The organism is Pseudomonas marginalis, assembly GCF_001645105.1.
GTDB classification, from domain to species: Bacteria; Pseudomonadota; Gammaproteobacteria; order Pseudomonadales; family Pseudomonadaceae; genus Aquipseudomonas; species Aquipseudomonas petroselini.
Map to the genome: position 1 here is coordinate 463,023 of NZ_LKEG01000052.1, position 26,674 is coordinate 489,696.

A 26,674-nucleotide genomic window follows, 5' to 3' on the forward strand; every position below is an offset into this window, starting at 1 on the left:
AATGGGTGGAAGGCCAAGGGGACCATGGCGCCTTGGGCGCCTGGGGTTAACTATGTACCTGGGTTGCAGACTTCATGGGCGTGTTCAGGCGCTTGTTGAACTCCAGCCACGCGGCCAGCGTCGCCATCAGCGCTGCGCCGGCCAAGGCGGTGAAAACCTGCATGGTGAAGGTATCGCCAGCCAGGGCGTTGACCATGTCAGCCAGCGGCGCCAGCAACACGCCCAGGCAGAACACTTCCAGCGAATAGCGCCCCATCCGGCAGGTTTGCCGTGCCAGCCAGTTTTGCGTCCAGGCACGCCCCGGCAACAGTTTGGCGGTGACATAGGCCAGGGCCAGGAAGTGCAGCAAACGGACCGGCGACAGGTCGGTCTTGCTGATCGGGTAGAGCAACTCGCTGAGTGCGGAAGGCATCAGCGCGTCATGCACGTCGGGCCAGCGCCAGGCAATCGTGATCACGCAGGCCACCAGCGAATAGACCGCTGCGGTGACGAACAGCGGCTGGCGTAGCAGGGGGCGATCATCCTGCGCCCGTGGCGTTTGCCCGTGAATGGCCGCCGCACCGCCCAGTATGAACAGGAACTGCCAGGTGACCGGGTTGAAGTACCACACACCGTCTGCGATCGCCGCCAGGTTCCAGCCCAGGTGCGGCGCCAGCAGGTACACCGCCATCGATACCGCGACCACCGCCCAGGTCTTGCGCAGGAGCAACGGCAGCACCAGCGGCAGGCCGGCCAGCAGCACGATATACAGCGGCAACGGGTCCATCAGGTTCGGCTTGAAGCGCAGCAGCAATTCATCCACCAGGGCTTGCTGCGGGTGTGTGACGAAATGCGTCAGGCCCATTTCCTCTACCAGGTCGCGGGTTTCCACATGGCTGTTGGCGAAGAACACGATACCCATCAGCATCGCCAGCAAAAAGATATGCACCACGTACAGCACCCACGTGCGCTGCAGGATCTTCAAGCAGGCCATCCAGTAGCCTTCGCGCTGCAGGACCTTGCCGTAGGCCAGCACGGAAGCGTAGCCGGCAAGAAACACGAAGACTTCAGCCGCGTCGCTGAAGCCGATATTGCGCAGGGTAATCTGGCCAAGGGGATTGTGGGGGACGTGATCCCAGAAAATGAAGATCAACGCCAGGCCCCGAAAAAAATCGATGCGCGGGTCGCGTCCGTTCAGCATGGCAGCGGGCTCTTGAACAAATAGTTTAGTAATGACAGGCGCGTGGCAGGGATGTCGCACGCCGCACGTCGGGCGGGCGCAGGTTGGCGGTATTTGTAAGCAATTGCAAAGCCGGGATATTACTGAATGTCTCTAGATATCCATGATCACTCACGCAGCGTGGTAGCCGGCGAATACGCCATGGGCGCTGCCGGCTTGCACGCAATACGAGCGGCCTAGAAAGCATCCATCAGCAGTACACGGCAGGGCTTTGCCTGGTACTCATTGATTTTCGGTACCGGCTTGATGAAACCTTCGGCGATGACGTTCAACACGGTATCGCTCCCTTACGCTGCCGCCACTTCATGCGGCTCAAAACTGTCCGCTCGCGCCATCTGCCACATGCGCGAATAAAACTCGCCGTTCACCTCGCCCGTCAGCAACTCGCCCGGCTTGAGGAACACATGCAACTGCGAGAACAGCTTGATCTCAGTCGCCGACATGCGCCGCACCAAGTGCTTGGCCGACAGCTGTGACGGATGATCCAGGCCGGCCGCCGCGAGCATTTCCGCCAGCGCCTTGAGCGTGTTGCGGTGGAAGTTGAACACCCGCTGGGCCTTATCCGGCACCACCAGGGCGCGCTGGCGCAGTGGGTCTTGGGTGGCCACGCCGGTGGGGCATTTATTGGTGTGACAGCTTTGCGACTGAATGCAGCCGATGGCAAACATGAAACCGCGCGCCGAGTTGGCCCAGTCGGCGCCGATGGCCAAGACGCTGGCGATATCGAATGCACTGACGATTTTGCCACTGGCGCCGAGCTTGATCTTGTCGCGCAGGTTCAGGCCCACCAGGGTGTTGTGCACGAACAGCAGGCCCTCACGCAGCGGCACGCCGATATGGTCGGTGAACTCCACGGGCGCGGCGCCGGTGCCGCCTTCCTTGCCGTCGACCACGATAAAATCCGGGAGGATACCGGTGTCGAGCATGGCCTTGGCGATGCCCATGAATTCCCACGGGTGGCCGAGGCAGAACTTGAAACCCACCGGTTTACCACCGGAGAGTTCACGCAGTTGGGCGATGAACTGCATCAGTTCGATCGGCGTGGAAAATGCGCTGTGGCGCGACGGCGAGATGCAATCCTCGCCCATCATGATGCCGCGGGTGTCGGCAATTTCCCGGGTGACTTTGTGCTTGGGCAGGATCCCGCCATGGCCGGGCTTGGCGCCCTGGCTCATCTTGATTTCAATCATGCGCACTTGTGGGTTTTGTGCCTGCACGGCGAAGCGTTCCGGGTCGAAGCGGCCGTCGCTGGTGCGGCAGCCGAAGTAGCCGCTGCCCAGTTCCCAGGTCAGGTCGCCGCCGTGTTCGCGGTGGTAGGGGCTGATACTGCCTTCGCCGGTGTCGTGGGCAAAGTTACCCAGCTTGGCACCCTGATTGAGCGCGCGGATGGCGTTGGCGCTCAACGAGCCAAAACTCATCGCCGAGATGTTGAACACCGACGCCGAGTACGGTTGCGTGCACTGTGGGCCGCCGACCATCACGCGAAACGCGTTGGGGTCGCTCAGGGGCGCGGGACGCATGGAGTGGCCGATGAATTCGAAGCCCGACTGGTACACGTCGATCAGTGTGCCGAAGGGTTTGTCCGCCGTTTCGTTCTTGGCGCGCGAGTACACCAGCGAGCGCTGGGAACGCGAGAAAGGCAGGGCATCGCTGTCGGACTCAAGCAGGTATTGGCGGATTTCCGGGCGAATGGCTTCCACCAGGTAACGGATATTGCCCAGGATCGGGTAATTGCGGCGCACGGCGTGGGGGCTTTGCAGCAGGTCGAAAATGCCGATCAGGCTCAACACGCCGGTGACCAGGGTGATGGGCCACAGCCATTCGTGGTGGATAAAAGGGAGGCTGGCGAGGGTGAAAATGACGCACACGGCAAAGAAGGCGTAACGGCTCAGTAACGACAGGCTCATACGGTTTTTTCCTCAGGTTCAACGCTACAGGTCGATCCGCCATTCTGCGCCTGTAGGGAAAGCCGGGACAACCGATAAGGGCATTGAACTGGGGCTTGCCCTTATTGCAATCGGTTCTCGTTTGGGTGCATTATTTGCGTTACTGTATAACACATCGAATCCACCCAGACGCCCAGGAGGCCTTATGAAAGCTGGTATCCATCCCGACTACCGTACCGTGTTGTTCCACGACACCGCCGCCGACGTGTTCTTCCTGATCGGCTCCACCGCCGACAGCGACCGCACCCATGTACACAGCGACGGCAACACCTACCCGTACATCCCGCTGGACGTCTCCAGCGCCTCGCACCCGATCTACACCGGCCAGCAGCGCAAGACTCAGGTTGAAGGCCGGATTGCCGGTTTCAACAAGCGGTTTGCATCGTTTGGCTCCGGCGCGAAGAAAGCCGAAGCCTGAACCTGATTCGGCGGCGTGCCCTACGCCGCCGTTTGCCGTATCGGCAACACCACCCGAAAGGTCGTTCCCTTGCCTACCTCGCTGCTGACGGAGATGTTGCCATGGTGTTTCTTGATGATGCCGTAGGAGAGTGACAACCCCAGCCCGGTGCCTTCGCCCACCGGCTTGGTGGTAAAGAACGGGTCGAAGATCTTCTGCACGGTTTCGGGTGTAATCCCACAGCCGTTGTCCGCCACTTCCAGCCAGATATTCTCGCCGTCCACACCGTTGCTGATGGTAATGGTGCCGCGTTCCGGCCCCATGGCTTGTGCGGCGTTGATCACCAGGTTCATCACCACCTGGTTCAGCTGCGAGGCCAGGCATTCGATTTCCGGCAGTGGGTTGTAGTGTTTGACCACATCGGCCTTGTACTTGAGTTCACTGGCGACGATGTTCAGCGTCGAATCGATGCCCTGTTGCAGGTTGGCAAATTGCCAGGTCTGGTCGTTGTCGACACGGGAGAAGTTCTTCAGGTCCTTGACGATCTGCACCACGCGGCCGATGCCTTCCTTGGACTCCCGGATCAGAATCGGAATGTCCTCCTTGAGAAAATCCAGCTCCAGGCCGGTTCGCAGGGCTTTGAGTTGATCGCGCTGTTCTTGCGGGGCAATCAGTTCTTCGGCGCTTTGATAGGCATCGAGCATCTGTTGCAGCTGGTTGAAGTAGCTGTCCAGGGTGCTGAGGTTGGATGAGATAAAACCCACCGGGTTGTTTATTTCATGGGCCACACCCGCCGCGAGTTGGCCAAGCGAGGCGAGTTTTTCCGACTGCACCAGTTGGCTTTCCAGGTGCTTGCGCTCGTCGATTTCCAGTTGCAGCGCCTGGGTGCGTTGTTCCACCAACTGCTCCAGGTGAGTGGTTTGCAGCGTGGCGCGACGGGCCATGTCCCATTTATTGGCCAGGGTATTGGCCATTTGCTGGACTTCAATGTTATCGAACGGTTTTTTCAGGATCAGCAAGCGATCATGCCCGTGCAGGCGGTCCAGCAGGTCTTCCCAGGCATAGTCCGAGTAGGCGGTGCACACCACCACCTGCAGGTCGGGGGCGATTTTCCAGAGTTCTTCTATGGTCTTCGCACCGTCCCAGCCCTGGGGCATACGCATGTCGACGAACGCCAGGGCATAGGGCTGCTGCTGTGCCATCGCAGAGATGAGCAATTGCAGGCCTTCTTCTCCGCCGTAGGCTGAGTGCAGCTCGAAGCCCGGGGCCTTGGCTTTGACCGTAGCGCCAAACAGTGCTGACTCCATCTCATCCAGCACTTGGTTGGAATCAACCACAGGCATCAGGATCTTGCGGAAGTCGTCGTGAATCGACGGCGTGTCATCAATCAACAGGATGCGTCGGTTTGGGGGCTTGTTCATGCGGGACTTCCGGCAAGGGTCAGAGGAATGCTCAAGGTAAATACCGCGCCCCGGCCCGGCCCGTCGCTGTGGGCGGTGAGCTGGCCATTCATCTCCACAGCGGCCAGGGCGCAGCTGTGCAGGCCAAAGCCGTGGCCTTCCTTGCGGGTGGTAAAACCGTGGGTAAAGATGCGGGTCATGTTTTCGGCCGGTATGCCTTCGCCATCGTCCTTCACGCTGATCTGCAGGGTATCGTCATCCCTCTGCTCGACCCTGAGGGTCATCTGCCGTGGCCGGTCGCTGAGGTTGGACATGGCATATTTGGCATTGCTGATCAGGTTGACCATGATCAACAGCAACCGGTGTTTGTCTGCCAGGATTTCCGGCACCTGGGCGTAATGCTTGACCACCGTCACATTGTGGCGGCTCAGCGCACCGGCATTCATCCGCAAGGCATCTTCCATCAATACGCTGATATGCACCGGTTCCAGCAGCGTTGACGCCCCGGCATAGGACTGCTGGGTGGAGACGATGTCCTTGATGTGGTCGACGCTTTTGCTCAGTTGCGCCAGTTCGTCGGTCATGCCTTGCTGTTCGACGGCAATCGCCTCCACCAGTTGGTTCAGGTAGCCGGGCAGCAACTTACCCTTTTCATCCTGAGTCAGGAATGTACCCAGGTCCCCCTGGTGTTCGTTGATCAACTGCATGGCCTTGCCCAGGCCCTGGGCCTTGCTGCTGCGTAATTTGCGCGCAACCATGTCGGCGGAAATGTTCACGCTGTTAAGCACGTTGCCGACGTTGTGCAGCACGTTGGTAGCAATCTCCGCCATGCCGGCCTGACGGGCGCTGTCGAGTAACTCACTCTGGGCATCCTTGAGCTGCTGCGTGCGCCGCTCCACGCGTTGCTCCAGGGTTTCATTGGCGGCCTGCAAGGCCCGATTGACGCGGTTGATCTCGGCAAAGCTGCGCAACAGGCGCACGGCCAGGTACAGCAGCAAAACCACCAGCAGGGTGGCGAACACCAGCAGGTAACGGTGGTACTTCTGGTCGACGAGGTCGGCCGTCTGTTGATCCTGGTTGAGGTAATGGGTCAGCTCATCCAGGCGGTCGGCCACGGGAATGGCTGCAATCCGTTCGAGCAAATTATTGACCAGCGGTTGTTCGCGCAAAATCAGCTCGATGTGTTTGCTCAGGATCTCAACCGGTGCCTGGAACTCGGTTGGCAACTGTTCCTTGTTCACCGCCAGCTTGCCCAGGCCCACCAGGATATCGGCGGCACGCTCGTCGCTGGTGACCTGGGCGAACTCCAGGCTGCTGAGCAACAGGTCGTAGGTGTCGGTGGCGACGCTTTGCAATTGCCGCCTGCCGTCCTCGTCATAGCGGCTGAACTGGGCCTGGATATCGTCTTCAGCGGTCGGCAAGAAGGCCAGGGAGTTGCGCAGCACCGCGTTGTGGGATTTGAACTGATCCACCAACCGGGCTTTTTCCTGGATCGCCGCCTGGTAACCCTCCAGGGTGGCTTGCCAGTGGGACAGGTCTTCCGGGGCGTGATAGGTGGGGTGACTCTGCAGATCTGCCCACAGCCGCGTCATTTCCCGCAGGGGGGTAACCAGAGGGTCATAGTTGTGCGTGACGGCGATCCTGGCCTTGAGCACCTCGCTGTCCCATTGGGCATTGAGTTGCTGCAGTTGGCGAATCAGGTCGCGGGATTGGGTGTAAGTGGCCGTCTGATCGCGGGACGACTTCACGTACAGAAACACCAGGGTCGAGGCCAGCAGCAGCGTCATCAGGCTGAGCAGAAACTGGCTGGTACGGCGGCGGGAAAGGGTCATGAGAGTTGGCTCATAGCGGCTTGCCTGCCCATTCGCCGGTCAGGGTCTTGAGAAACTGCACGATCAGCGCCTTGTCTTCGGCGGAGGGCGTGCGGCCCAGTTGGTAGATGAACATCACATCCACCGCGTCTTCCAGTGTTTTGGCCGACGCGTCGTGAAAATACGGCGCGGTGACCGCCACGTTGCGCAGGCTGGGCACTTTGAACACATGGCGATCTTCCTCGTCCTGGGTCAGCAGGTAGCGCCCCAGGTCCGATTCGACCGGGTTGCCGCGCGCCTTGAAGTAGTCCCCCATCACGCCGAACTTCTGGAACATATTGCCGCCGATATTGATGCCCTGGTGGCAGGCGATACAGCCGTAATCCTTGAAGCGCTGGTAGCCGTACTTTTCCTGGATCGTGAGGATATCGGTATTGCCCAACAGGTACTGGTCGAACCGCGAGTTGGGGGTCAGCAGCGTTCGCTCATAAGTGGCCAGCGCATTTTGCACGTTGGCGGCAGTGACGCCGTCGGGGTACGACTGGCTGAAGGCGGCCTGGTAGGCGGGCAGGGCGGACAGGTTCTGCACCACGGTTTTCCAGTCGCTGCCCATCTCCACCGGGCTGATGACCACTTGTTCGATCTGCGCTTCCAGCGTGTCCACCCGGCCGTTCCAGAACTGTTTGAAATTCTGGCTGGCGTTAAACACCGTGGGCGTGTTGATCTCCACCGGGTGGCCATCGAAGCCAATGGAGAACGGTTTGTCATCGGCACCGCCGCTGTCCAGTCGATGGCAACTGGCGCAGGACAAGGTGTTATTGGCCGACAGCCGCGGCTCGTTGAACAGCTGGCGGCCCAGTTCGACTTTGGCCGGGTCCAGGGCCGGCGCCGCCGGCAACGGCTTGAGGGGCTCGTCCAACGGGGCGGCCACCAAGGGCGATGCCGTGACCAGCCAACACGTGAACATCAGGCCAATTCGAGTAGTTGAGACTGCGCTCAAACGAGCACTCCTTGTGTTCGGCTATTGATCGGGCATCAGGGGCGCGGAGCCCACTTGCAGCAACTGGGCGAAATCCTTTGAAGGTACAGCCTTACTGAACAGATGGCCTTGGCCTTCTTCACATTGCTGGGTTTGCAGGAACTTCAGCTGTTCCAGCGTCTCCACCCCTTCGGCGATAATGCTCAACCGCAGGCTCTTGCCCATGCCGATGATAGCGCTGATCAACTGTTCGTCCTGGTTATTCACATTCAGGCCTTGCACAAAAGACTGATCGATTTTCAGCACGTCAATGGGGAAGCGTCGCAGGTAGCTGAGGCTGGAGTAACCGGTGCCGAAATCATCCAGGGCCAGGCGTACGCCTATGGCTTTGATCTTGTTCAGCATTTCAACGGTGTCGTCGACATTTTGCATCAACACGCTTTCGGTGATCTCCAACTCCAGTCGGTCGGGCGGCAGGCCGCTTTGCTTCAGGATCGCGGCCAGGTTGTCGACAAAATCCCGCTGGCGGAAGTCAATCGCCGAGATATTCACCGAGATGCACAGCGAGGGCAGGCCCATCACGCGCCACGCCTGTGCCTGCTGGCAGGCTTCGCGCAGTACCCATTGGGTCAGGCGCACGATCAGGCCACTGTCCTCAGCCACGGGAATGAAATCCACGGGGCTGACCCACCCTGAGCGGGGTTGAAACCAACGTATCAGTGCTTCCGCCCCCACGATCTGCCCGGATTTCAAGTTCAGCTTCGGTTGGTAGTGCAGCACAAACTCATCGCGCTCCAAGGCCTGGCGGATCGCACTTTCCAGGTTTTGCTGATGCTGGGCGCGCAGGTTCATGGCGTCGGTATAAAAGCTGAAACTGTCGGGGCCGCGCTCTTTACTGGTGTGCATGGCCGTTTCAGCATGTTTGATCAACTCCACCGCGGTGCCGCTGTCATTGGGGTAAATGCTGATGCCCAGGCTGGCCGTGATGCTCAGGTCATGCCCCGCGACGTGGCGAGTCGCGCTGATGACCTTGAGGAGTTTCTGGGCAACGCCCTGGGTCTGCTGGGGGTGCAGGATATCGTTGAGCACGATCACGAACGTGTCGGAGCCGTAGCGGAACACTGAGTCCGACTCACGCACCGCCGCCACCAGGCTTTGGCTGACCTGCTGCAGCACCTCGTCGCCTACCGGATAGCCCAGGGCATTGTTGATGCGCTTGAAACGGTCCAGCCCGATGAACATGACCGCCAGTTGGGTGTCATGCCGACGGCCCAAGGCCATGGCCTGGGTCAGCCGGTCGCCCAGCAGCGTACTGTTGGGCAATTCGGTCAGCGCGTCGTATTGCAGCAAGTGCGAGACTTTCAGCAGTTCCTGCACACGCTCTTCCACGGTGCGCTCCAGGCTGCTCACTTTGAGCGCGACGTCCTGGGCCAGCTGCCACTTCCACGTCAAGGCGCTGGCCATCTGGCGGATTTCCAGGTTGTCGAAGGGCTTTTTGAGGATCAGCAACTGGTCGTTGTATTTCAATCGCGCTTCGATGGCCTCGAAGGAATAGTCGGAATACGCCGTGCACAGGGCAATCTGCAGGTTGGGGTCGGCATTCCAGAGGGCTTCGATGGTTTGCAAACCATCCCAACCCGGCGGCATGCGCATGTCGAGGAACGCCATGGCATAGGGAGCGCCGGCGGCGAGTGCCTTGTGGACCAGGGCCAGGGCTTCCTCACCCTGGTAGGCGGAGTCCAGCTCAAACACCTGGCGCACTTTGGTCGGGGTGCCGAACAGCGTGTGCTCAAGGGTGTCCAGCGAGGGCTGGGCGTCTGCGTCGGCACAGAGGATCTTGCGAAAGTCCTGGTGGATGGAGGCGGTGTCATCGACGATCAGAATACGACGGTTGGCCCTGACTGAATCCGGGGTCATACGGCGCACGGCGACTGCAAAAGGTGCGACTGCATAATGACTTCTTCCCTGGTTGCACGTCTGAGCGGGGTGCCAGCGGCTATGAGAGCATAGTCGAGCTCCCTTGATATCGACGGCCAGTTGGCGTCAAATCAACCCCACGCCTTAAGCGAGGGAAGACGGCTTGGGACAAGGGCTCAATGTAGCTCAATTCTGTTTAACTTGAAGGCGCAGTCGGCATGGATGAACAACTCGCGAAGCTTTCCACCGAAAAACCCACCATCTTGCTGGTCGACGATGAAGAGTCGATCCTCAATAGCCTGCGCCGTTTGTTGCGCGGCCAGCCCTACGATGTGCTGCTCGCCGGCAGCGGTGCCCAGGCCCTGGAAATCATGGCGTCACAGCCCATCGACCTGGTCATGAGCGATGCGCGCATGCCGGGCATGGACGGGGCCACGTTGTTGGCCAAGGTGCATGATGTGTATCCCACCACCAGCCGCATCCTGCTGACCGGGTATGCCGACCTCCCGACGATCATCAAGGCGATCAACGAAGGCCAGATCCACCGTTACATCGGCAAACCCTGGAATGACGATGAACTGAAGCTGATCCTGCAGCAGGCCCTGGAACATCAGCGCCTGGAGCGCCTGACCCAGGCGCAGAACGAGCAGCTCAAGGTGCTCAATGCGACCCTTGAAAAGCGCGTGGAGTCGCGCACCGGCGAGCTGCAGCAGACCGCCGACATGCTCGACCTGGCCTACGAAGAACTCAAACGCAGCTACGTGACGGGCACCGAAGTGTTTTCGCTGTTGGCCAACTTGCGCCTGCCCAAGGACAAGCAGACCAACCGCCAGTTGATCGACCTGATCCGGGTGTACTGCAACGCCCAGGCCATGGACGAGGTCAGCACGCGCGACCTGACCATGGCCGCCGCGCTCTACAACATCGGCAAACTCAGCTGGACCGACAGCATGATGACCGCCCCGTCCGATAGGCTGCACAGCACCGACCGCGATCTGTACCGCGCTTATCCAACGCAGAGCGAGTCGCTGCTGATGACGCTGGAGCCGATGAAGGATGCGGCGCGGATCATTCGTCATCACCAGGAACGCTATGACGGCAGCGGCTTTCCCGATCACCTCAAGGAGGAGGCGATCCCGTTCGGTTCACGCCTGCTGAAACTGGCGGTGGATTTCATCGAGTTGCAGAAAGGCCTGATCCTTGAGCGGCAGATGAACAGTGATGAAGCGCTGCTCTACATCCAGAAGTATGCCGGGCGCCTTTACGACCCAAGCCTGGTCGACGATTTTATTCAGGCCTGTGCCAAGTTCCTCAGTGATGTGACGCTGGGCGATCCCACCGTCAAGGTCCTGACCACCCGTGAACTGGCGGACGGCATGGTCCTGGCGCGTAACCTCAATGCCGATAACGGCATGTTGCTGCTCAACGCCGGCAAGGTGCTGAACCTGCCGCTGGTGGACAAGCTCATTGCGTTTGAGGCAATGGAAGGCGCGAAATACGCCATTTTTATCAAAGTACCCGAAGAGACCGCGAACCTTTCATGAGCACCTCTACTATCCGCATCGCCGCCGCCCTCCTGATCGGCAGCGACGGCCAAACATTGCTTGTACGCAAGCGTGGCACCCAAGCGTTCATGCAGCCTGGCGGCAAGATCGACGCCGGCGAGCAACCTGCCGAGGCCCTGGCCCGCGAGCTGCACGAAGAGCTGAACCTGTGCATCGACCCCAGCCAAGCCCTCTACCTCGGCAACTTCAGCGCGCCCGCGGTCAACGAGCCGGGCTTTACCGTAGACGCTGAGTTGTTCCAGGTACGCATCGATGTGCCGGTCACCCCCGCTGCTGAAATCGAAGAGGTACGCTGGATCGATCCTGCCGGTGATGGCGGCTTGCACTTGGCGCCGTTGACACGCGACCTGATCCTGCCGTTTTACCGTGCGTCACTGACCGCAACGGCCTGAAGCCTATGATCATCCGTGCACTGGGAGCCCACGACGCCGAGGCTTATCGGGCCTTGATGCTGGAGGCGTACGGCGCCTATCCGCAGGCATTCACCTCCAGTGTGGCCGAGCGGGCGGCGATGCCGTTGAGCTGGTGGCAAAAGCGCCTCGACAACCCACTGGATCGGCTGCTGGGCGGTTTCGACGGCGATGAACTGGCGGGTATTGTCGGTCTGGCGTACGAGCCACGCGAGAAGGCGCGGCACAAGGTGACCCTGTTCGGTATGTACGTGACCGGGGCCTATCAGCAAAGAGGCCTGGGCCTGCGGTTGGTCGAGGCGGCCCTGGATGAAGCGCGCCGACATCCGCGCTTGAAAGTGATCCAGCTGACCGTCACCGCCGGTAATGACGCCGCGTTTGCGCTGTACCAGCGCTGTGGGTTCACTCAATACGGTCTGGAACCGCTGGCGGTGCGGGTGGGCGTGGATTACTTCGACAAAATCCACATGTGGCGCGAACTGCAAGACCAGTGATACGCCCTGTGGGAGGGGGAAAGCCCCCTTCCACCGGTTGAGCTGAGCCTTTCAACGCACCGCGCTGACCCCATCCAAGGTGGAAAACGAGGTGTCCTTCGCGGTCAGCAGAAAGTCGCGCATATACGGCGCATCCAGCATGTCCGCGCGAATCCCTGCATACAGCGTCGCAAACAAACCCTTCTCACCCAGCCGCTTGGCTTTCACGTAGCCGCGCGAGCTGTATTCATGCAGCGCCCAGTGGGGCATGCCGCACACGCCACGGCCGCTGGCCACCAGTTGCATCATCATCACCGTCAGTTCCGAGGTGCGCACCTGCGCCGGCTCAACATCGGCCGGTTCGAGGAAGCGGGTGAAGATGTCCAGGCGGTCGCGCTCCACCGGGTAGGTGATCAGGGTTTCGGTCAGCAAGTCTTGCGGCACGATGTAGGCCTTGTTCGCCAGCGCGTGCTGGTTGGCCACGGCGAGCATGGCTTCATAGGTGAACAGCGGCACATAGGTAATGCCTGGCAGTTCCAGCGGGTCGGACGTCACCACCAAGTCCAGGTCACCCCGGGCCAACGCCGGCAGCGGCGCGAAGGCAAAGCCCGAGGCCAGGTCCAGCTCGACTTCCGGCCAGGCATCGCGGAACTGGTCGATGGTCGGCATCAGCCACTGGAAGCAGCTGTGGCACTCGATGGCCATGTGCAAACGCCCGGCGGTGCCGCCGGCCAAGCGTGCAATGTCGCGCTCGGCGCCGCGCAGCAGCGGCAGGGTGGCGTCGGCCAGTTGCAGCAAGCGCAGGCCGGCGCTGGTGAAGCGCAGCGGCTTGGTCTTGCGCACGAACAACGGCATGCCCAGGCGCTCCTCCAGTTCCTTGAACTGATGAGAAAGCGCCGATTGAGTCAGGTGCAGGCGTTCAGCGGCTTCGACCAGGCTGTCGGCTTCGCGCAAGGCGTGCAGGGTCTTGAGGTGGCGGATCTCTAGCACGGGTTATCCATGAGTAAATTTGATGTTTGAGAAGGAATGGTTGAATTTGTCTCATGTTTACAGCCTCTCATTCAACCCCTGCCGAGCGTCACGACGCCGAAACCTCGTCGGCAGCGACCCACAACGGACGGATATGAGGCAGCGCCGAGGATTTTTTGCCGATATCGGAGAACGGCAATGTCGGGTCATCACCGTGAGTCAGGCCTCGATGCTCCGGCAGCTTCAAGTGGGCTTTCTCGAACTGATCGAATGTGGCTGCGCGCCGGTTGTAATGAAAGTGCGCGTACCACAGCGGCGTTGGCGGCAACGCGGTCAAATCCCAGATTTCATATTCCTGCATGAAATCCGGACGCCCTTCACGTAACAGGGGCAGGCGTTTCAACCCGCTGTTACGCCTTACCTCGACCACGTTATGCCTGGCCAGGTCATCGAGCATGCCATCGGTGGGCTTTTTACTGGACAGGGAAAACTCCGTCCGCAGGGCACGGCCGGTTGTCGTCAGCTGTGTGGCGCCGTCCTGCAGCTGTTTGAGGGTTATATGATCGGGTGCCAAGGGCGCGATGGTTCGCGCCCGGGTGAGCAGCTCATCGGCCTCTCTTGCCAGCATCTCCTCCATCTCCACCGGCAATAGGCCTTGACGGGCGTAGTCACGCACTTTTTTGATGTAAGCCGCCACGGCCTTCAGTCGCGCTTGCGCTTCACTGATCAGGGCGTTGAGGCTCCTGGCGGCGACAACCTCGGCAATCGGCTCGGGGTTGGTCAGGTAATACCGGCCATTGGCGGTTTGCTCCCAGATTTCGGTACGGCCTTGGGCACCGGTGATGGTGTAGCGACGTACGCGGGTCGAGGGTTCCCAGCTTTCCACACCGATGAGCAGCGTGTTGTCTTCAGTTTCGAAAATTCTGCGGGGGCTGGTGGTGGGCTTGCGCGGTGCAGGCTCACGCAAGGTTTTACGGGCGCGCTCGGCCATCTTTTCCAGTTCGGCGCGCAGTTGGGGGACGTAAACCGCGTCGAAATGTTGGGGGTAACTGGTTGACCAGCGGTCCAGGTTCATCCGCATGTTTTCGTAGGCATCAATGCAGAAATTGAGGATCGTGTTGCGTTGGTTGAGGTTCGAACTGATTTCCAGCAAGTCGGTTTGCAGATCCAACGCACGCCAGGTCGTGGTTTTGGCGTTCTTCAGCGCACCTTGCAGGTAATGCCAGGAGACGTCCGACAGTGCCTTGCCATGATCGATGACGTCCAGCAGGGCGGCGACCTTGGTGTAGTTACGTTTTCTCTCGGACAGGTGCCGGTTTATCACCTCTGAGGCAATGTTTATTCGTTGTCGGTGCTCACGGAGGGAGACCCGGCTGTTCCAAGTGTTCATGGTCTCCATCGCGGTCTCGGTGTGGCGAAAGTGCTCAAGGTTGGCAATGTGTTTGCCCCTGATCTGTTCTCTGAGGGCCGCCCGTACCGTCACCTGCTCATAGGGCATGGCCTCTAGGAGAGCGGTCAGTTTTTCAATGTCATCGGAATGGGTGACCATCCGTTCTCCCCTGAGCTTGATCAGCCATTGTGACTTCCAGACCACTTCATACGCGGCATCACTTTTGGCTTTAGTCCCAACGCTGGCCCGGTTGCCGCGGGAAAATGGAAGGACTTGCTCGAACTGCTCATGAAGCTGTTTGGCAAGCGCTATGCCTTGCGTCAGGTCGGTTACAAGCTCGTCGAACAGGGCGGTCTCGCCGTTTTCGTAGCGATCTACCAGAGTCCCTACGCGCTTATGGTTTTGGTCGAAACGATGATAGATCTGGTCAATGCTGGCCTCGAGTGCGTACTGCCGGCGGTAGACCTGATCGGTCCACCAGCGCGGCAGACGCTCACGAATTGCCAACGGCCACAGCGGGTCCAGCCTGTCCGCCAGGTGCCCGAGCGCCGCACCGCCGCCTGCCAGGCCACCGGGGTGTGAGGTGCCGTAGACACCGAAGTGCGTGTCCCATTGCCCGGTTTCATCCAGGGCAATCGGCTGCTTGTAGGTTTTTTTCGAGTTGCCGCTCAGGCGCCAGTGACCATCCTGCAACTCAACCTGATAGAGCGCATGCCTGCGCAGGATGAAGTCGCCGTCGGCATGCCGGTAGATGTGACGATAAAGACCGTACGTCGCCGGCTGCAGGTGGCCGAGCGAGAGCGCTTTCTCGTATTCGTAACCGCTGAACCGCAGGCCTATATGGGCACTGCGGCTCGGTGGCGGACGCAAATAACCGCTCACGTTGAACGCGTTGCGCAGTTGGCGCGCGGCGGTGCGTGCACGCGCGGCATTCGGGGTGATGAGCACGCCGGTGCCCACGTCGATGGCGGCATCGATCAGTGATTGCAGGACCTGCGTTACCGCCTGTAATCCTTCAACCGGGTCGCCGCGCCGAAACGCACGGACGGCGTCGTTGGCGCTGGTCCAACCATCGTGTAGACCGATGGCGGTACCCACGATGGGTACCACACCCATGGCCATCTTGATCCAGGTAAAGGCCTGCTCACCCTTCATCGCATAGCGTTCCCGGTACAGCTCGCTGTTGGAGCGTGAGGTGGCGCGGTGAGCCTCAAGCAAGCGGCCCATGTGGGCGTTGAACACGTGAGTGGCCAGCGACGGTGCGCCTGGCCAGGGTTTGCCGATGGCAATCAGGGCACTATAGTTTTTCAGCACGGCCTGGTTGATCCGACCGGCATGGCGTTCGACGTCTCCGGGCACTGCGCGTGCGGCCAGGTAACTGACCATGTCGCTGGACAGGCACAGGTTGTAGAGGGCCTGGCGGGCTTGCTCGCGGGTATCGAAGCGCCGCACGTACTGGCGGTCCGGGCTGTCGGGCAGGTAGAGGAGGGTCAGCCCGGTGCTTTTTTCTTCAATGAAGCTGATGCCAGACAACGTGCTGGGGCCGTCATCGGTGTCCGCCCCGCCGACACTGAGTACGGCCGGCAGCACAACGAGACCCACCGGCTTGGCCTGCTCGGCGGCCCGGTTGAACACCTGAAGTTCATCCGCCGTGAGGGTGCCGTTCAAGTGCGCCAACCGACCCTGAATCTTCAGTATCAGGCGGTGGGGTTCCATCAGGCATTCCAGGCGAGCGTCGCGAGTAAACGAGGCTTCCCGGTCGGTGCCCGTCCAGGTCTCCTTGATCAGGTCCTCATACTGTTGTGCCACGTCCAGCTCGGTGACCATTGTTTTCACGTAGCGCGGAGTGAGGGCTGCCGCGAGGACTTCACGCTCATTCGTATCGAGCGTGCTGACGAGCACTTTCATAAAGCCCAGGCGTTCACTGAGTGCGTTATCGATGTTACCCAACGCCAGGTCTTCAAGGCTCAGGCTGACTCGGGCCGTGCTGGGTTCCAGCACGGTTTTGGTCGGGGTTCCCGGTGCGCCGGGCGCGGCGAAAAAGTGCTGCCGGTGGGCAACGGTTTCGGGCAAATCCAGTGTCACGGAAAAGGGCTGTTTGAGGGCGAAATCCCGGTTCAGGCGCTTTTCAAGCTGGGTCTTGCAGTAGGTGTGGCTCAGGGGCAGTTTTTGTTCCAGCGCGTGATCGGCCCTGCGCATGGCCCGCCAATATTCTTCGATCCATGCCTTGAGCTGGGCTCGGTCTTCGGCGCTGACGGTAGTGAGCCAGGTGGTCAGGTGTTCGGCCAGGGCGCCCGTCTGCTGTCGCTCACGCCACTGGGTATAAGCCAGTTCGCGTGCTTCATTCGCCGGTACGCCCAGTTCGTGCAGCAGTTTTACGCGGATGGCTTGCAGTTCAGTGGCTTGTTGCAGGGCCTGTTCGGGCTCGGATGTACGGTGCAACAGCACTTCAATCTGCTGCACACCGTTGGAAAGCTGCTGGTGCAAGCTGTAATCGAAGGCCTTCTGGCTCAGCAGGCGGGGCTCAAGCGTCAGCGCCGGCTGAGTGGAGGTTTGGACGAAGAACCACGCTTGCAACTGCGCAAAGTTTTCAAAGCGATGCACACCACCATTGTGGCCTGGCCAGTAGAGCAGCAGGCTGTTGGGCGAGGAGGGCAATGCGTTCAAGGTGCTGGCTTGGGTAATCAACAGCACACCCTCGAGTTCTTTTTGGCTGATGGTTTTTTCGCCGTTCTTTTTTTCGATCATGGACAGGACGAGGCAGGCGACCGCGATGTCCTTGGCGGGTGGTTTGTCGGGGTCCAGCCCATCCATCAGCCACTGATACTCAGCGGTGCTGATTTGCTTCAACTGTCGTAGCAGCTCGGCTTCCTGCTTCAACCCCTGCCATCGCGCCTGCAGCAGGGCGGTGTATTGAGGGGTGTGCTTCTGCAGTAGCTCCGACAGCATGAGCGCAGGTTTTTGATCGAGCAAAGCGCCGGCTGCTGTGTAGGCCTGCTGCCGGGCCTGATGCAGTGCATCGAATAGAGGGGTGAGTAAGGCCAGGCGCGAGTCGTCCTCGCCCACGAAGATTTCAAGGGCGTTTTGCTGTTGTTTCAAGGCCTGGCGGCGTAGCCCCAATGGCACATCGGCGGTCAAGCCAGTAAAGGGCGGCGGGTTTTCGGTACTGTCGGGTGCAGCGGGCAGTTCTGGGGCTGCAGCGAACAGTGGCTCCCGTTGCAGGCGGTCGATCCGCTCGGCAGTGTGCAGCGCGCTCGCGCCGTGCTCGGCCAAATCACCGTCGGTCGCAGACGTCAGGGTGTCTTGTTTTTGCTTGATCCAATGCTCCTGAAGGTGTGTCAGCCCTGCCTGCAAGGGGGGCTCAACCGTGCGGTACTCGATGGTGTGCTCGCGGGTTATCTGTGCGACGCCGGGGAACAATTCCGGCTGATCACGTAGCCAGGTTTCCAGGCGGACGCGGTCGCCAAACACCATCAGCGCCGGCTGTCGGGTGGGCAAGTACACACACTGAGTCACAGGGTTGTCCTGGTCGGTACGGGTCATGACCAATGCTCCCGGCACCTCGACCGTAGGGCCGCTGGCAGACGTCAACAGCAGTTGCTCGACATACAGGGCCTGGCCGTCGGCGGGTTTTTCGTCGGCAGGTGGATCGACCAGCCGTAGGAGCGGGGCCACCTGGTCGGTATTGATCTCGCCCACGGCGACGGCATGTTGGGCGGCGGCCAGGAAATGCTGGCGGTACAGTTGGTTGGCCAGTTCGCGCCGGGCCATCGGGGTGCCGGGCGCGCGGGCAATCCACCAGGTGATCCAGTGGCTTCTGATCCCATGCCGCAGGTTCAGCTTCAGCAATCGTTGCAGCAGCGCAACCGGTGTCGTCTCTTCAGAGAGACCAGTGAGTGTGCAGCGTTGGTCGAGGGTGGGGTCCACGCCCGCGAACGCATAGTGTTGTTGAGCGTAGGCCCAGGCGTCCGTGAGCGTGACATCCTGGGCAGGGGCATCACCTTGCGCGGCGAAGTGCAGATGTACCTGCTCGCCATCCACGTCCAATTCCTGCCTGATCAGTGTGTTGATCGATGCGCGCACGCTGGGCGCGGTCGCCATCAGGTCGCGCAAGCGCTGGCGACTGTCCTGCCAGCTCTCGCGCGCTTGCAGCAAGAGATTTTCATCCACCGCACGGCCTAGAGGGGATGAGGGCCTGCGAATGTCGCTGAGGGTAATGCGTGTGTTGAGTTGTTCCGCCATCAGAATGTCTCGGGATCAATGAAGTAACGGGCATTGAACGTCGGCGTGACTTCTGTGGGGGCTTAGATAGTTGTCGCAGTGACCGTTGAGCGGGCTTCATCAAACTGTCACGCAACTGTGGCAGCGCGCTTGAACAAACTTCATCAGACTCGCGCTCTACTGGGGTTCTGCGTTTCGGTGTTTTTCATGCGCGTGTTGCTTTTACTGGCCGCTCTATTGTTCGGCCTGCCGTCTTTTGCGGCTTCTCGATGTGACGTTAATGTCCCGACCCAAACGGTCGACCTGGCTCAGGTGAGTATCGCCTACCAGAGCATCGGCCGTGCGTCCGACCCGGCCTTGCTGCTGGTGATGGGGCTGGGCGGGCAGTTGATCCATTGGCCCGACGAAGTCGTCGTCGCCCTGTGCCAGCAAGGGTTTCGGGTGATCCGCTATGACAACCGCGACGTCGGCCTGTCCACGTGGCGCCAGGCACCGGCCAATGCCAACCTGACCTTTGAAGTGCTGCGCTACAAGCTCGGCCTGCCGGTGGCGGCGCCGTATACCTTGACCGATATGGCCGACGACGCCATCGGCTTGATGGACGCCTTACAGATCCAGCAATTCCACGTGCTGGGCGCGAGCATGGGCGGGATGATCGCCCAGCACCTGGCGGCCATGGCGCCGCAGCGGGTCGAGAGCCTTACGCTGATCATGACCAGTTCCGGCGCCGAAGGCCTGCCGGCACCGAACGCGGCGCTGGTGCAATTGCTGTCGCGGCGCAGCGCGCCGAATCGTGAAGTGGCCCTGGAGCAGCAAGCCGATCTACTGGCGGCGCTGGGCAGCCCGAACGTGAAGGATGATCGCCAGGTGTTGCTGCACCAGGCGGCGCTGTCCTACGACCGGGCCTTCAACCCGGACGGCGTGAAGCGCCAGATCATGGCGATCCTCGCCGAACCGAGCCGCGTGCCGTTGCTCAACCAACTGCGCGTGCCGACCCTGGTGGTGCACGGTACTGCTGACCCGTTGCTGCCGGTGATGCATGGCGTGCACCTGGCGGCGCATATCCAGGGCAGTCAGTTGAAGCTGATCCCCGGCCTGGCCCATCGTTTCCAGGAAGCGTTCAAGGCACCGTTGCTGGCGGCGGTGCTGCCGTACCTGCAAGCCCATCGCGAAGATGCCGCGCACTGGGCGCAGATTGACTTGGGCGAGCCTGCAAAGGTGTTGTGACATTGGTGTATCGTGCAACCTTTACGGCACATTACTGCTAGCGAGGTTGCCTGCCATGAGTACCCCCCTGAAAATCGATTTCGTCAGCGACGTGTCCTGCCCCTGGTGCATCATTGGCCTGCGCGGCCTGACCGAAGCCCTCGACCAGCTTGGCGCCGAGGTGCAGGCCGAGATCCATTTCCAGCCGTTCGAACTGAACCCGAACATGCCTGCCATCGGTCAGAACATCGTCGAGCACATCACCGAGAAATACGGCTCCAGCGCCGAAGAATCCCAGGCCAACCGTGCGCGTATCCGCGACATGGGTGCCGAGCTGGGCTTTGCCTTTCGCACCGATGGCCAGAGCCGCATCTACAACACCTTCGATGCCCACCGCCTGCTGCATTGGGCCGGGCTCGAAGGTTTGCAGTACAACCTCAAGGAAGCGCTGTTCAAGGCGTATTTCACCGATGGGCAGGACCCGTCCGACCATGCCACCCTGGCGATCATCGCCGAAAGCGTCGGCCTGGATATCAAACGCGCGGCCGAGATTCTTGCCTCCGACGAATACGCCGCCGACGTGCGTGAGCAAGAGCAGCTGTGGATCTCCCGCGGCGTGAGCTCGGTGCCGACCATCGTGTTCAATGATCAGTACGCCGTCAGCGGTGGGCAGCCGGCGGAGGCGTTTGTGGGCGCGATTCGCCAGATCATCAACGACGCGAAAAACTAAAGCCGAACACGGGTCAACATGGGGGAGGGGGCTTGCTCCCGATAGCGGTGGTTCAGTCAAAACATGTGTTGACTGACACTCTGCTATCGGGGGCAAGCCCCCTCCCACATTTTTTCTCGGTGTTCTTGAGATAAGTGCTGGCCCGTCCCTTGCATTGACCCCTTAAAGCCTTAGGGGACACTGCCTTGAACATTCTTGACCTCGACCACAGCCTCACCGCCCAGGCACCGATTGCCCGGCGTTTGGCCAGTGGCCGCGCCCACCGTATCGACCTGCTGGACCTGGGCCCCAAGCTGCGCTTGTGGTCCACCGAAAAAACCTGGAAGCGCTTCGCCGAACGCCTGGCCCAACGGCCCCGGCCTACGGATGCGCGGCCGGAAATCCTGTTTGTCGGCTCCGGCGACTATCACCACCTCACACCGGCCTTTCTGGCCGATCTCAAAGAACCGATCAGCCTGATCCACTTCGACAACCACCCCGACTGGGTACGCTTCGCGCCCAAGCGCCACTGTGGTTCGTGGGTCAACCGTGCGCTGAAAATGCCGGCGATCAAACGCATCGTCACCCTCGGCCCGTGCAGCGACGACCTGCATAACCCGCAACTGCGCGGCGGCAACCTTGGCGCTCTCAAGCGCGGGCACTTGCAGTTGTTTCCCTGGCAGCACGCGCCCTCGAAAGTCTGGGGGCGGGTAGGCGATGGCGCCGGCCATCGTCAGCAGGAAGACCACCTGCACTGGCGCAACCTGGCCGAGCTGGATTGGACGGCGTTTCTCGAGCAGATGATCAGCAGCCTGCCCACCGAAGCGATCTGGATCACCGTCGACAAAGACGTGCTTGCCAGTGAAGACGCGGCGACCAACTGGGACCAGGGCGGCATGCGCCTGACTCACCTGCTGCAAGCCCTGCGGGCGTTGGCGGCGCGCAAGCGCATCATCGGCATCGATGTGTGCGGCGAGTTCGCCCAGCCTGCCTTCAGCAATGCGTTCAAGCGCTGGGAAGCCAAGTCCGACCAGCCGCCACCCGAGCGTTGGAGCGCGCAAGACCTGCAGCGCAACGCCGCCACCAATGAATCCTTGATTGATCTGTTTGAGGAGCTGTTCCCGTGACCTTGACCGTGGTGTTGCTGGTGGCGTTTTCCATCGTGCTCGATGTGATCGGCCAGCTGTGTTTCAAGATCGGCCTGGACCGGTTGCCCGAGCTGGACGGCGGCTTTCGCCTGAATGCGTTCTGGGGCCAAGTGTTTAATGCGCCGTTGCTGTGGGCCGGGATCGGCGCCTATGCGATCGAATTTTTCGTGTGGCTCGAGGCCTTGTCCCGCGCGCCGTTGAGCCTGTTGTTTCCGGCCGCCGCGTTGGCGTATTGCGGGGTCGTGCTGGCGGGCAAGGTGGTGCTGGGCGAGACCGTCAGCCGCCGCCGTTGGGCGGGCACGCTGGTGATTACCTTGGGTGTGATGTTGGTGGCGATTGCAGGGAGCCAGGCATGAGTACGCAAACGATGAATACCGGATGGCTGCACGGGCGCTTCGGCACGGTGGTGCTGTGGGCCTTGTTGATCTGCACCGAAAGCGCGGGCCAGCTGTTTACCAAAGTGGCCGGGGATCAATTGGGGCAGATGGATTTCAATTGGCAGTGGCTGGGTGAGGTGGCGCGCAACCCTGGGATCCTGGCGGCGATCGCCAGTTATATCGGCGCGTTTTTCGTCTGGATGCTGATCCTGCGGCGCAGCAGCCTGTCCCTGGCGTTTCCGCTGAGTTCACTGGTGTTTGTGGTGGTGTTGCTGGGTTCGTGGCTGGGGCTGGGGGAACATATCAGCCCGCTGCACTGGGTGGGGGTGGCGGTGATCATTGGCGGGATTGTGTTGTTGGCCGAAGGTGAAGAGAACTGATCGGCTTGGTTTTTTTAGTGAGCGGGCTGGCCTCGCGCTGGGCAAGCCCGCTCACTACAAGGTCGGGGTTGCCGCCGAAGTCCCAGACCCACCTCAATCGAACTTATAGCTGATGGCCGTCTGCACCTGGCCCTGGTTCACGTCGCCGGTTTCCTTGACGATGCTGCTGTTGGCGGCCGAGCCTACCAGGTGGACCCAGCTGGCGCTGGTCAACAGCGACCAGTTGGCCGCCAGGGGGAATTCAAAGCTCTGGGTCAGCGTCATGTTCTGGAAGCCACCACTGGCGTTGTAGGGACGGATGCCGGAATCCGCGGACTCATTGGCATCAACCCCGAAAAAGGTCTGGGTCTGGCGGGCGTCGGCAAAGTGCGCCAGCAGGCCGGTGCTGCCAATGATGCCGCCACCCAGGGGATAACCCAGTTCACCGCCGACCTTGCCCAGCACACCGCTTTGATCTCGCCCGCCGCCGACGGCCTGGCCCATCTGGGCGTATACCCGCCAGAAATCAGCCGGCGCATATTGGATAAAACCGCCCACCTCAGCCATGTCCGACACATTGCGCAGCCCCTGCAGCGAGCCGTTCGAGGTGCGCCCCTGCAGGTAATTGATATACGGGCCTGCGGTAAAACCGTGGGTGTCCAAGGCGCTCCAGGTCAAGCCGTCATCGGTACTCAGGCTGACGGGGCCCCAGTCCAGATCGAAATAGGGCACCGGCCGCGTTTCGTAACGGCTGCCGGTAGGGTCATGGGGCTGGTAGCTGACGCCTGCGCCGACTTCGCCGGTGATACCGTCGGCCAGTGCCAGGCTTGAAACACTCCACAGGCCAAGTAACCCGGCGAGTGCAGCGCATGTGATCCTCAACATGGTCACAGTTCCTTGATTGAATACGTGCGCATGAACGCGCAAAGCGCCGTGCCCACGCAAGCACTCATCTTGTTTGTAGCAAGCTACAAAAATTGTAGCTCCTACGACACAAATCGCCCTCCATTCCGAGCAAAGCCCCAGCCCCGCTGGGCCTGCGCCAGTTGGCACACTCCCTGCTCTACCCCTTGTTGCAAGCGCACACAGCGCGCTCCTCCAAGGTAAACAACGATGATCCACTGGCATATCGTGTGTGACTTCGACGGGACCATCACCCCCACCGATGTCATCGACAACGTCCTCCAACGCTTCGCCGGCCCCGAGTGGGAAACCATCGAACAGGAATGGCTGGATGGGCATATCGGTTCACGCGAATGCCTGAGCCGCCAACTGGCACTGATCAAGGCCACCCCCTCCGAACTGCTGGCGTATTTCGACAGCGTCGAGATCGACCCCGACTTCCCCGACTTCGTCGATCACGTGATCGGCCTGGGTGCGTCCATCGAAGTCGTCAGCGACGGCATCGAGCAGGGCATCGCGCGGATCCTGTCACGCAACTACGTGACCCTGCTGCCGATCCTCGCCAACCGTCTGCGCCAGGTCGACCAGAACAGCTGGCGCATCGACTTCCCGTACGCCAGCGATGCCTGCCGTGCCGCTTCCGGCAACTGCAAGTGCAAGTCCACGCCGCGCAACAAGCGCGTGCTGGTGATCGGCGACGGCAAGTCCGACATGTGCGTGGCCTCCACCGCCGACTTCGTGTTTGCCAAGGGCAGCCTCGCCGACTACTGCGTGGCCAACCACATTCCGCACGCGCGCTTCGACACCTTTGCCGAAGTGCCTGCATTGCTGGCGCTGCTGCCACAGGGCATCGCCGCCAACGCCACCACCTTCAACACCTCTTCTGACAATCAGGAACTCTTCCACCATGTCTGATATCCGTATCGCTACCGCCGAAGACCAGATCCTTCTGGATAAAGAAGCCAAATACTGCTCCTATGGCGACACCGTCCACTACATCGAGCCGCCACGTATTTTCAGCCGTTGCGAAGGCTCCTATGTGTGGGACACCGAAGACCAGGCCTACCTCGACCTGCAAATGTGGTACTCGGCGGTCAACTTCGGCTACGCCAACCCGCGCTTGAACAACGCGCTGAAACAACAGATCGACACCCTGCCGCAAATCGCCAGCCAGTACCTGCACAAAGGCAAGATCGAGCTGTCGGAAATGATCGCGGTCGACGCCAAGAAAAAATTCGGCCTCGACGGTCGTGTGCACTTCAACGTCGGCGGTTCGCAGTCCATCGAAGACTCCCTGAAAGTGGTGCGTAACGCCACCAACGGCAAGAGCCTGATGTTCGCCTTCGAAGGCGGCTACCACGGGCGTACCCTCGGCGCGTCGTCGATCACCTCCAGCTACCGCTACCGTCGCCGCTACGGCCACTTCGGCGAGCGCGCGCAGTTCATCCCGTTCCCGTACCACTTCCGCGGCCCTAAAGGCATGACCAAGGAAGAGTACGGCAGCCACTGCGTGCAGCAATTCGCCCGCCTGTTCGAGACCGAATACAACGGCGTGTGGGACCCGAAAGTCGGCCAGAGCGAATACGCCGCGTTTTACGTCGAGCCGATCCAAGGCACCGGCGGCTACGTGATCCCGCCGATGAACTTCTACCGCGAACTCAAGCAGGTGCTGGACCAGCACGGCATCCTGATGGTGTCCGACGAAATCCAGATGGGCTTCTACCGCACCGGCAAGTTGTGGTCGATCGAGCACTTCGACGTGCAGCCGGACGTGATCGTGTTCGGCAAGGCCCTGACCAACGGCCTCAACCCGTTGGGCGGCATCTGGGCCCGGGAAGAATTGATCAACCCGAAGATCTTCCCACCAGGCTCGACCCACTCCACCTTCGCCTCCAACCCGTTGGGCACGGCGGTCGGCCTGGAAATGTTCAAGATGACCAACGAAGTCGACTACGGCGCGATGGTCATGGCCAAGGGCAAATTCTTCCTCGAAGGCCTGCAAGACCTGCAGAAACGTTTCCCGATCATCGGCGACGTCGACGGCCTGGGCCTGGCCCTGCGTTGCGAAATCTGCGGCCCGGATGGTTTCACGCCGGACAAGGCGACCCTGGACTACATGGTCGAAGAAGGCATGAAGGGCGACATGGTAGTGGATGGCCAAAAACTCGGGCTGATCCTCGATGTGGGCGGTTACTACAAAAACGTGATCACCCTGGCACCGTCCCTGGAAATCAGCTACCCGGAAATCGAACTGGGCTTGAAGCTGCTTGAGCAACTGCTGGTGCGGGCGACCAACCGGTGAACACGGCAGAGATCGACCTCGGTGAAGGTACTGCCGGTTTCGTTCTCGGTGAAGGTCCGGTCGGGATCCTGTTGATCCACGGCCTGACCGGCACTCCCACGGAATTGCGCCAGGTTGCCAAGGGCCTGGCCAAGGCGGGTAACTGCACGGTGTATGTGCCCACCCTGGCCGGGCATTGCGGCGACAACAGCGACTTGCAAGCCACCGGTTGGCGTGACTGGTACGAAGGCGTACGCAAGACCTTCGTGGGCGTGAAGCAGCGCCACGAGCAGGTGTTTGTCGGTGGCTTGTCGATGGGGGCGGTGATGTCGATGTACCTGGCGTCGGAGCATCCGGGCCAGGTGGCCGGGTTGCTGATGTATTCCACCACGCTCAAGTACGACGGTTGGAGCATCAACAAAATGGCGTTCATCACGCCGTTGCTGATCCGTATCCCGTTCGGCGTGCGCCTGTTCCGCTTTACCGAGAAGCCGCCCTACGGCATCAAGAATGAACGCCTGCGTGCCATCGTTGAACGGCAGATGAAGGAAGGCGAAAGCAGCGAAGCGGGCCTGTTGACGATGGAGGGCGTGACGGTGCGTGAATTGCACTGGATGAACGCCGTGGTCAAAAAACGCATGCCGTCGATCAACGTACCGGCGCTGGTGCTGCACTCCATCGAGGACGACATCACCAGCCGCTGGAACGCCGATTACGTGGAGCGCCATCTTGGCGGGCCGGTGACCAAGATCCTGTTGGACAACTGCTACCACATGATCACCGTCGACCTGCAATACCGCCGAGTGATCGAGCTAAGCGCCGCTTTCATCAGCGAACGAACCTTTTGTAGTGAGCGGGCTTGCCCCGCGCTGGGTGGCGAAGCCGCCCCATTTCCGGCACTGAGTTTTTCCAGTTAAACCGCAATTGCAGTTTTTAGGGCGGCTTCGCCCCCCAGCGCGGGGCAAGCCCGCTCACTACAGAAATAAGGGACCGA

General features: G+C 60.8%; 21 protein-coding genes. 12 read left to right on the forward strand and 9 right to left on the reverse strand.

Features of this window, described 5'->3' with window-relative positions:
* Positions 1–46: 46 nt before the first annotated feature.
* Positions 47–1,180, reverse strand: coding sequence for an OpgC family protein (locus AO064_RS24245; RefSeq protein WP_064054875.1), 1,134 nt, complete (start codon positions 1,178–1,180; stop codon positions 47–49).
* A gap of 326 nt (positions 1,181–1,506) precedes the next feature.
* On the reverse strand, positions 1,507–3,126 hold the full coding sequence (locus AO064_RS24250) for an FMN-binding glutamate synthase family protein (RefSeq protein ID WP_012722446.1): 1,620 nt from the start codon (positions 3,124–3,126) through the stop codon (positions 1,507–1,509).
* A gap of 184 nt (positions 3,127–3,310) precedes the next feature.
* On the opposite strand from AO064_RS24250, the gene AO064_RS24255 reads away from it, so the two are divergent.
* Positions 3,311–3,583, forward strand: a complete 273-nt coding sequence (locus AO064_RS24255) for a type B 50S ribosomal protein L31 (protein WP_064054876.1) — start codon at positions 3,311–3,313, stop codon at positions 3,581–3,583.
* Between the two features lie 20 nt (positions 3,584–3,603).
* Here the strand turns inward: AO064_RS24255 and AO064_RS24260 are convergent, their stop codons facing one another.
* Genes AO064_RS24260 through AO064_RS24275 form a run of 4 tightly spaced genes read right to left on the reverse strand, consistent with a single transcriptional unit; the run spans position 3,604 to position 9,669 of the window.
* Positions 3,604–4,983, reverse strand: coding sequence for an ATP-binding protein (locus tag AO064_RS24260; protein WP_064054877.1), 1,380 nt, complete (start codon positions 4,981–4,983; stop codon positions 3,604–3,606).
* A complete protein-coding gene (locus AO064_RS24265; protein ID WP_064054878.1) occupies positions 4,980–6,794 on the reverse strand; it encodes a DAHL domain-containing protein in 1,815 nt (604 codons plus the stop codon). Before AO064_RS24265 ends, AO064_RS24260 begins: the two co-directional genes overlap by 4 nt.
* A 10-nt stretch (positions 6,795–6,804) precedes the next feature.
* A complete protein-coding gene (locus tag AO064_RS24270) occupies positions 6,805–7,740 on the reverse strand; it encodes a cytochrome-c peroxidase (RefSeq protein ID WP_122256133.1) in 936 nt (311 codons plus the stop codon).
* Between the two features lie 54 nt (positions 7,741–7,794).
* The gene (locus AO064_RS24275; protein WP_064054880.1) at positions 7,795–9,669 is read right to left on the reverse strand and encodes a putative bifunctional diguanylate cyclase/phosphodiesterase; all 1,875 of its coding nucleotides are present in this window, start codon (positions 9,667–9,669) and stop codon (positions 7,795–7,797) included.
* Positions 9,670–9,887: 218 nt separating this feature from the next.
* Between AO064_RS24275 and nosR the strand changes: the two genes are divergently transcribed.
* From nosR to AO064_RS24290, 3 genes are read left to right on the forward strand one after another with little or no spacing between them, the layout of a single operon-like run.
* Positions 9,888–11,213 carry a response regulator c-di-GMP phosphodiesterase, NosR family gene (gene nosR, locus AO064_RS24280; RefSeq protein ID WP_064054881.1) on the forward strand — a complete coding sequence of 442 codons (1,326 nt, stop codon included), beginning with the start codon at positions 9,888–9,890 and terminating at the stop codon, positions 11,211–11,213.
* The gene (locus tag AO064_RS24285) at positions 11,210–11,626 is read left to right on the forward strand and encodes an NUDIX hydrolase (RefSeq protein ID WP_064054882.1); all 417 of its coding nucleotides are present in this window, start codon (positions 11,210–11,212) and stop codon (positions 11,624–11,626) included. Before nosR ends, AO064_RS24285 begins: the two co-directional genes overlap by 4 nt.
* Positions 11,627–11,631: 5 nt before the next feature.
* A complete protein-coding gene (locus tag AO064_RS24290) occupies positions 11,632–12,138 on the forward strand; it encodes a GNAT family N-acetyltransferase (RefSeq protein ID WP_012722456.1) in 507 nt (168 codons plus the stop codon).
* Between the two features lie 51 nt (positions 12,139–12,189).
* Here the strand turns inward: AO064_RS24290 and metR are convergent, their stop codons facing one another.
* Both metR and AO064_RS24300 read right to left on the reverse strand, forming a co-directional pair.
* Positions 12,190–13,107 (reverse strand): transcriptional regulator MetR, encoded by a 918-nt coding sequence (metR, locus tag AO064_RS24295; RefSeq protein WP_012722457.1) that lies wholly within the window; start codon positions 13,105–13,107, stop codon positions 12,190–12,192.
* Positions 13,108–13,195: 88 nt separating this feature from the next.
* Positions 13,196–18,718 (reverse strand): dermonecrotic toxin domain-containing protein, encoded by a 5,523-nt coding sequence (locus AO064_RS24300; RefSeq protein ID WP_064054883.1) that lies wholly within the window; start codon positions 18,716–18,718, stop codon positions 13,196–13,198.
* 186 nt (positions 18,719–18,904) lie between these two features.
* Here AO064_RS24300 and AO064_RS24305 point away from each other — a divergent pair, with 186 nt between their 5' ends.
* The 5 genes from AO064_RS24305 (at position 18,905) to AO064_RS24325 (ending at position 22,517) form a co-directional block, all read left to right on the forward strand.
* Complete coding sequence (locus AO064_RS24305; RefSeq protein WP_012722459.1) at positions 18,905–19,924, forward strand: alpha/beta fold hydrolase; 1,020 nt, start codon at positions 18,905–18,907, stop codon at positions 19,922–19,924.
* Positions 19,925–19,979: 55 nt separating this feature from the next.
* Positions 19,980–20,633: a DsbA family oxidoreductase gene (locus tag AO064_RS24310; RefSeq protein ID WP_046034427.1), complete on the forward strand. Its 654-nt coding sequence runs from the start codon at positions 19,980–19,982 to the stop codon at positions 20,631–20,633.
* Positions 20,634–20,818: 185 nt separating this feature from the next.
* A complete protein-coding gene (locus AO064_RS24315) occupies positions 20,819–21,739 on the forward strand; it encodes an arginase family protein (RefSeq protein WP_064054884.1) in 921 nt (306 codons plus the stop codon).
* On the forward strand, positions 21,736–22,116 hold the full coding sequence (locus AO064_RS24320; protein ID WP_064054885.1) for a DMT family transporter: 381 nt from the start codon (positions 21,736–21,738) through the stop codon (positions 22,114–22,116). Before AO064_RS24315 ends, AO064_RS24320 begins: the two co-directional genes overlap by 4 nt.
* A complete protein-coding gene (locus AO064_RS24325; RefSeq protein ID WP_043204854.1) occupies positions 22,113–22,517 on the forward strand; it encodes a DMT family transporter in 405 nt (134 codons plus the stop codon). The genes AO064_RS24320 and AO064_RS24325 overlap by 4 nt, the downstream gene beginning before the upstream one ends.
* A 93-nt stretch (positions 22,518–22,610) precedes the next feature.
* On the opposite strand, the gene AO064_RS24330 is transcribed toward AO064_RS24325, so the two are convergent.
* Complete coding sequence (locus tag AO064_RS24330) at positions 22,611–23,381, reverse strand: MipA/OmpV family protein (RefSeq protein WP_064054886.1); 771 nt, start codon at positions 23,379–23,381, stop codon at positions 22,611–22,613.
* 228 nt (positions 23,382–23,609) lie between these two features.
* Between AO064_RS24330 and AO064_RS24335 the strand changes: the two genes are divergently transcribed.
* The 3 genes from AO064_RS24335 to AO064_RS24345 are packed head-to-tail and all read left to right on the forward strand — an operon-like array spanning position 23,610 to position 26,597.
* Complete coding sequence (locus AO064_RS24335) at positions 23,610–24,314, forward strand: MtnX-like HAD-IB family phosphatase (protein ID WP_046034429.1); 705 nt, start codon at positions 23,610–23,612, stop codon at positions 24,312–24,314.
* On the forward strand, positions 24,307–25,701 hold the full coding sequence (locus tag AO064_RS24340; RefSeq protein WP_046034430.1) for an aspartate aminotransferase family protein: 1,395 nt from the start codon (positions 24,307–24,309) through the stop codon (positions 25,699–25,701). The genes AO064_RS24335 and AO064_RS24340 overlap by 8 nt, the downstream gene beginning before the upstream one ends.
* Entirely contained in the window at positions 25,698–26,597 is a 900-nt protein-coding gene (locus tag AO064_RS24345; protein ID WP_064054887.1) for an alpha/beta hydrolase, read from the forward strand. The genes AO064_RS24340 and AO064_RS24345 overlap by 4 nt, the downstream gene beginning before the upstream one ends.
* The last annotated feature ends 77 nt before the right edge of the window (positions 26,598–26,674 follow it).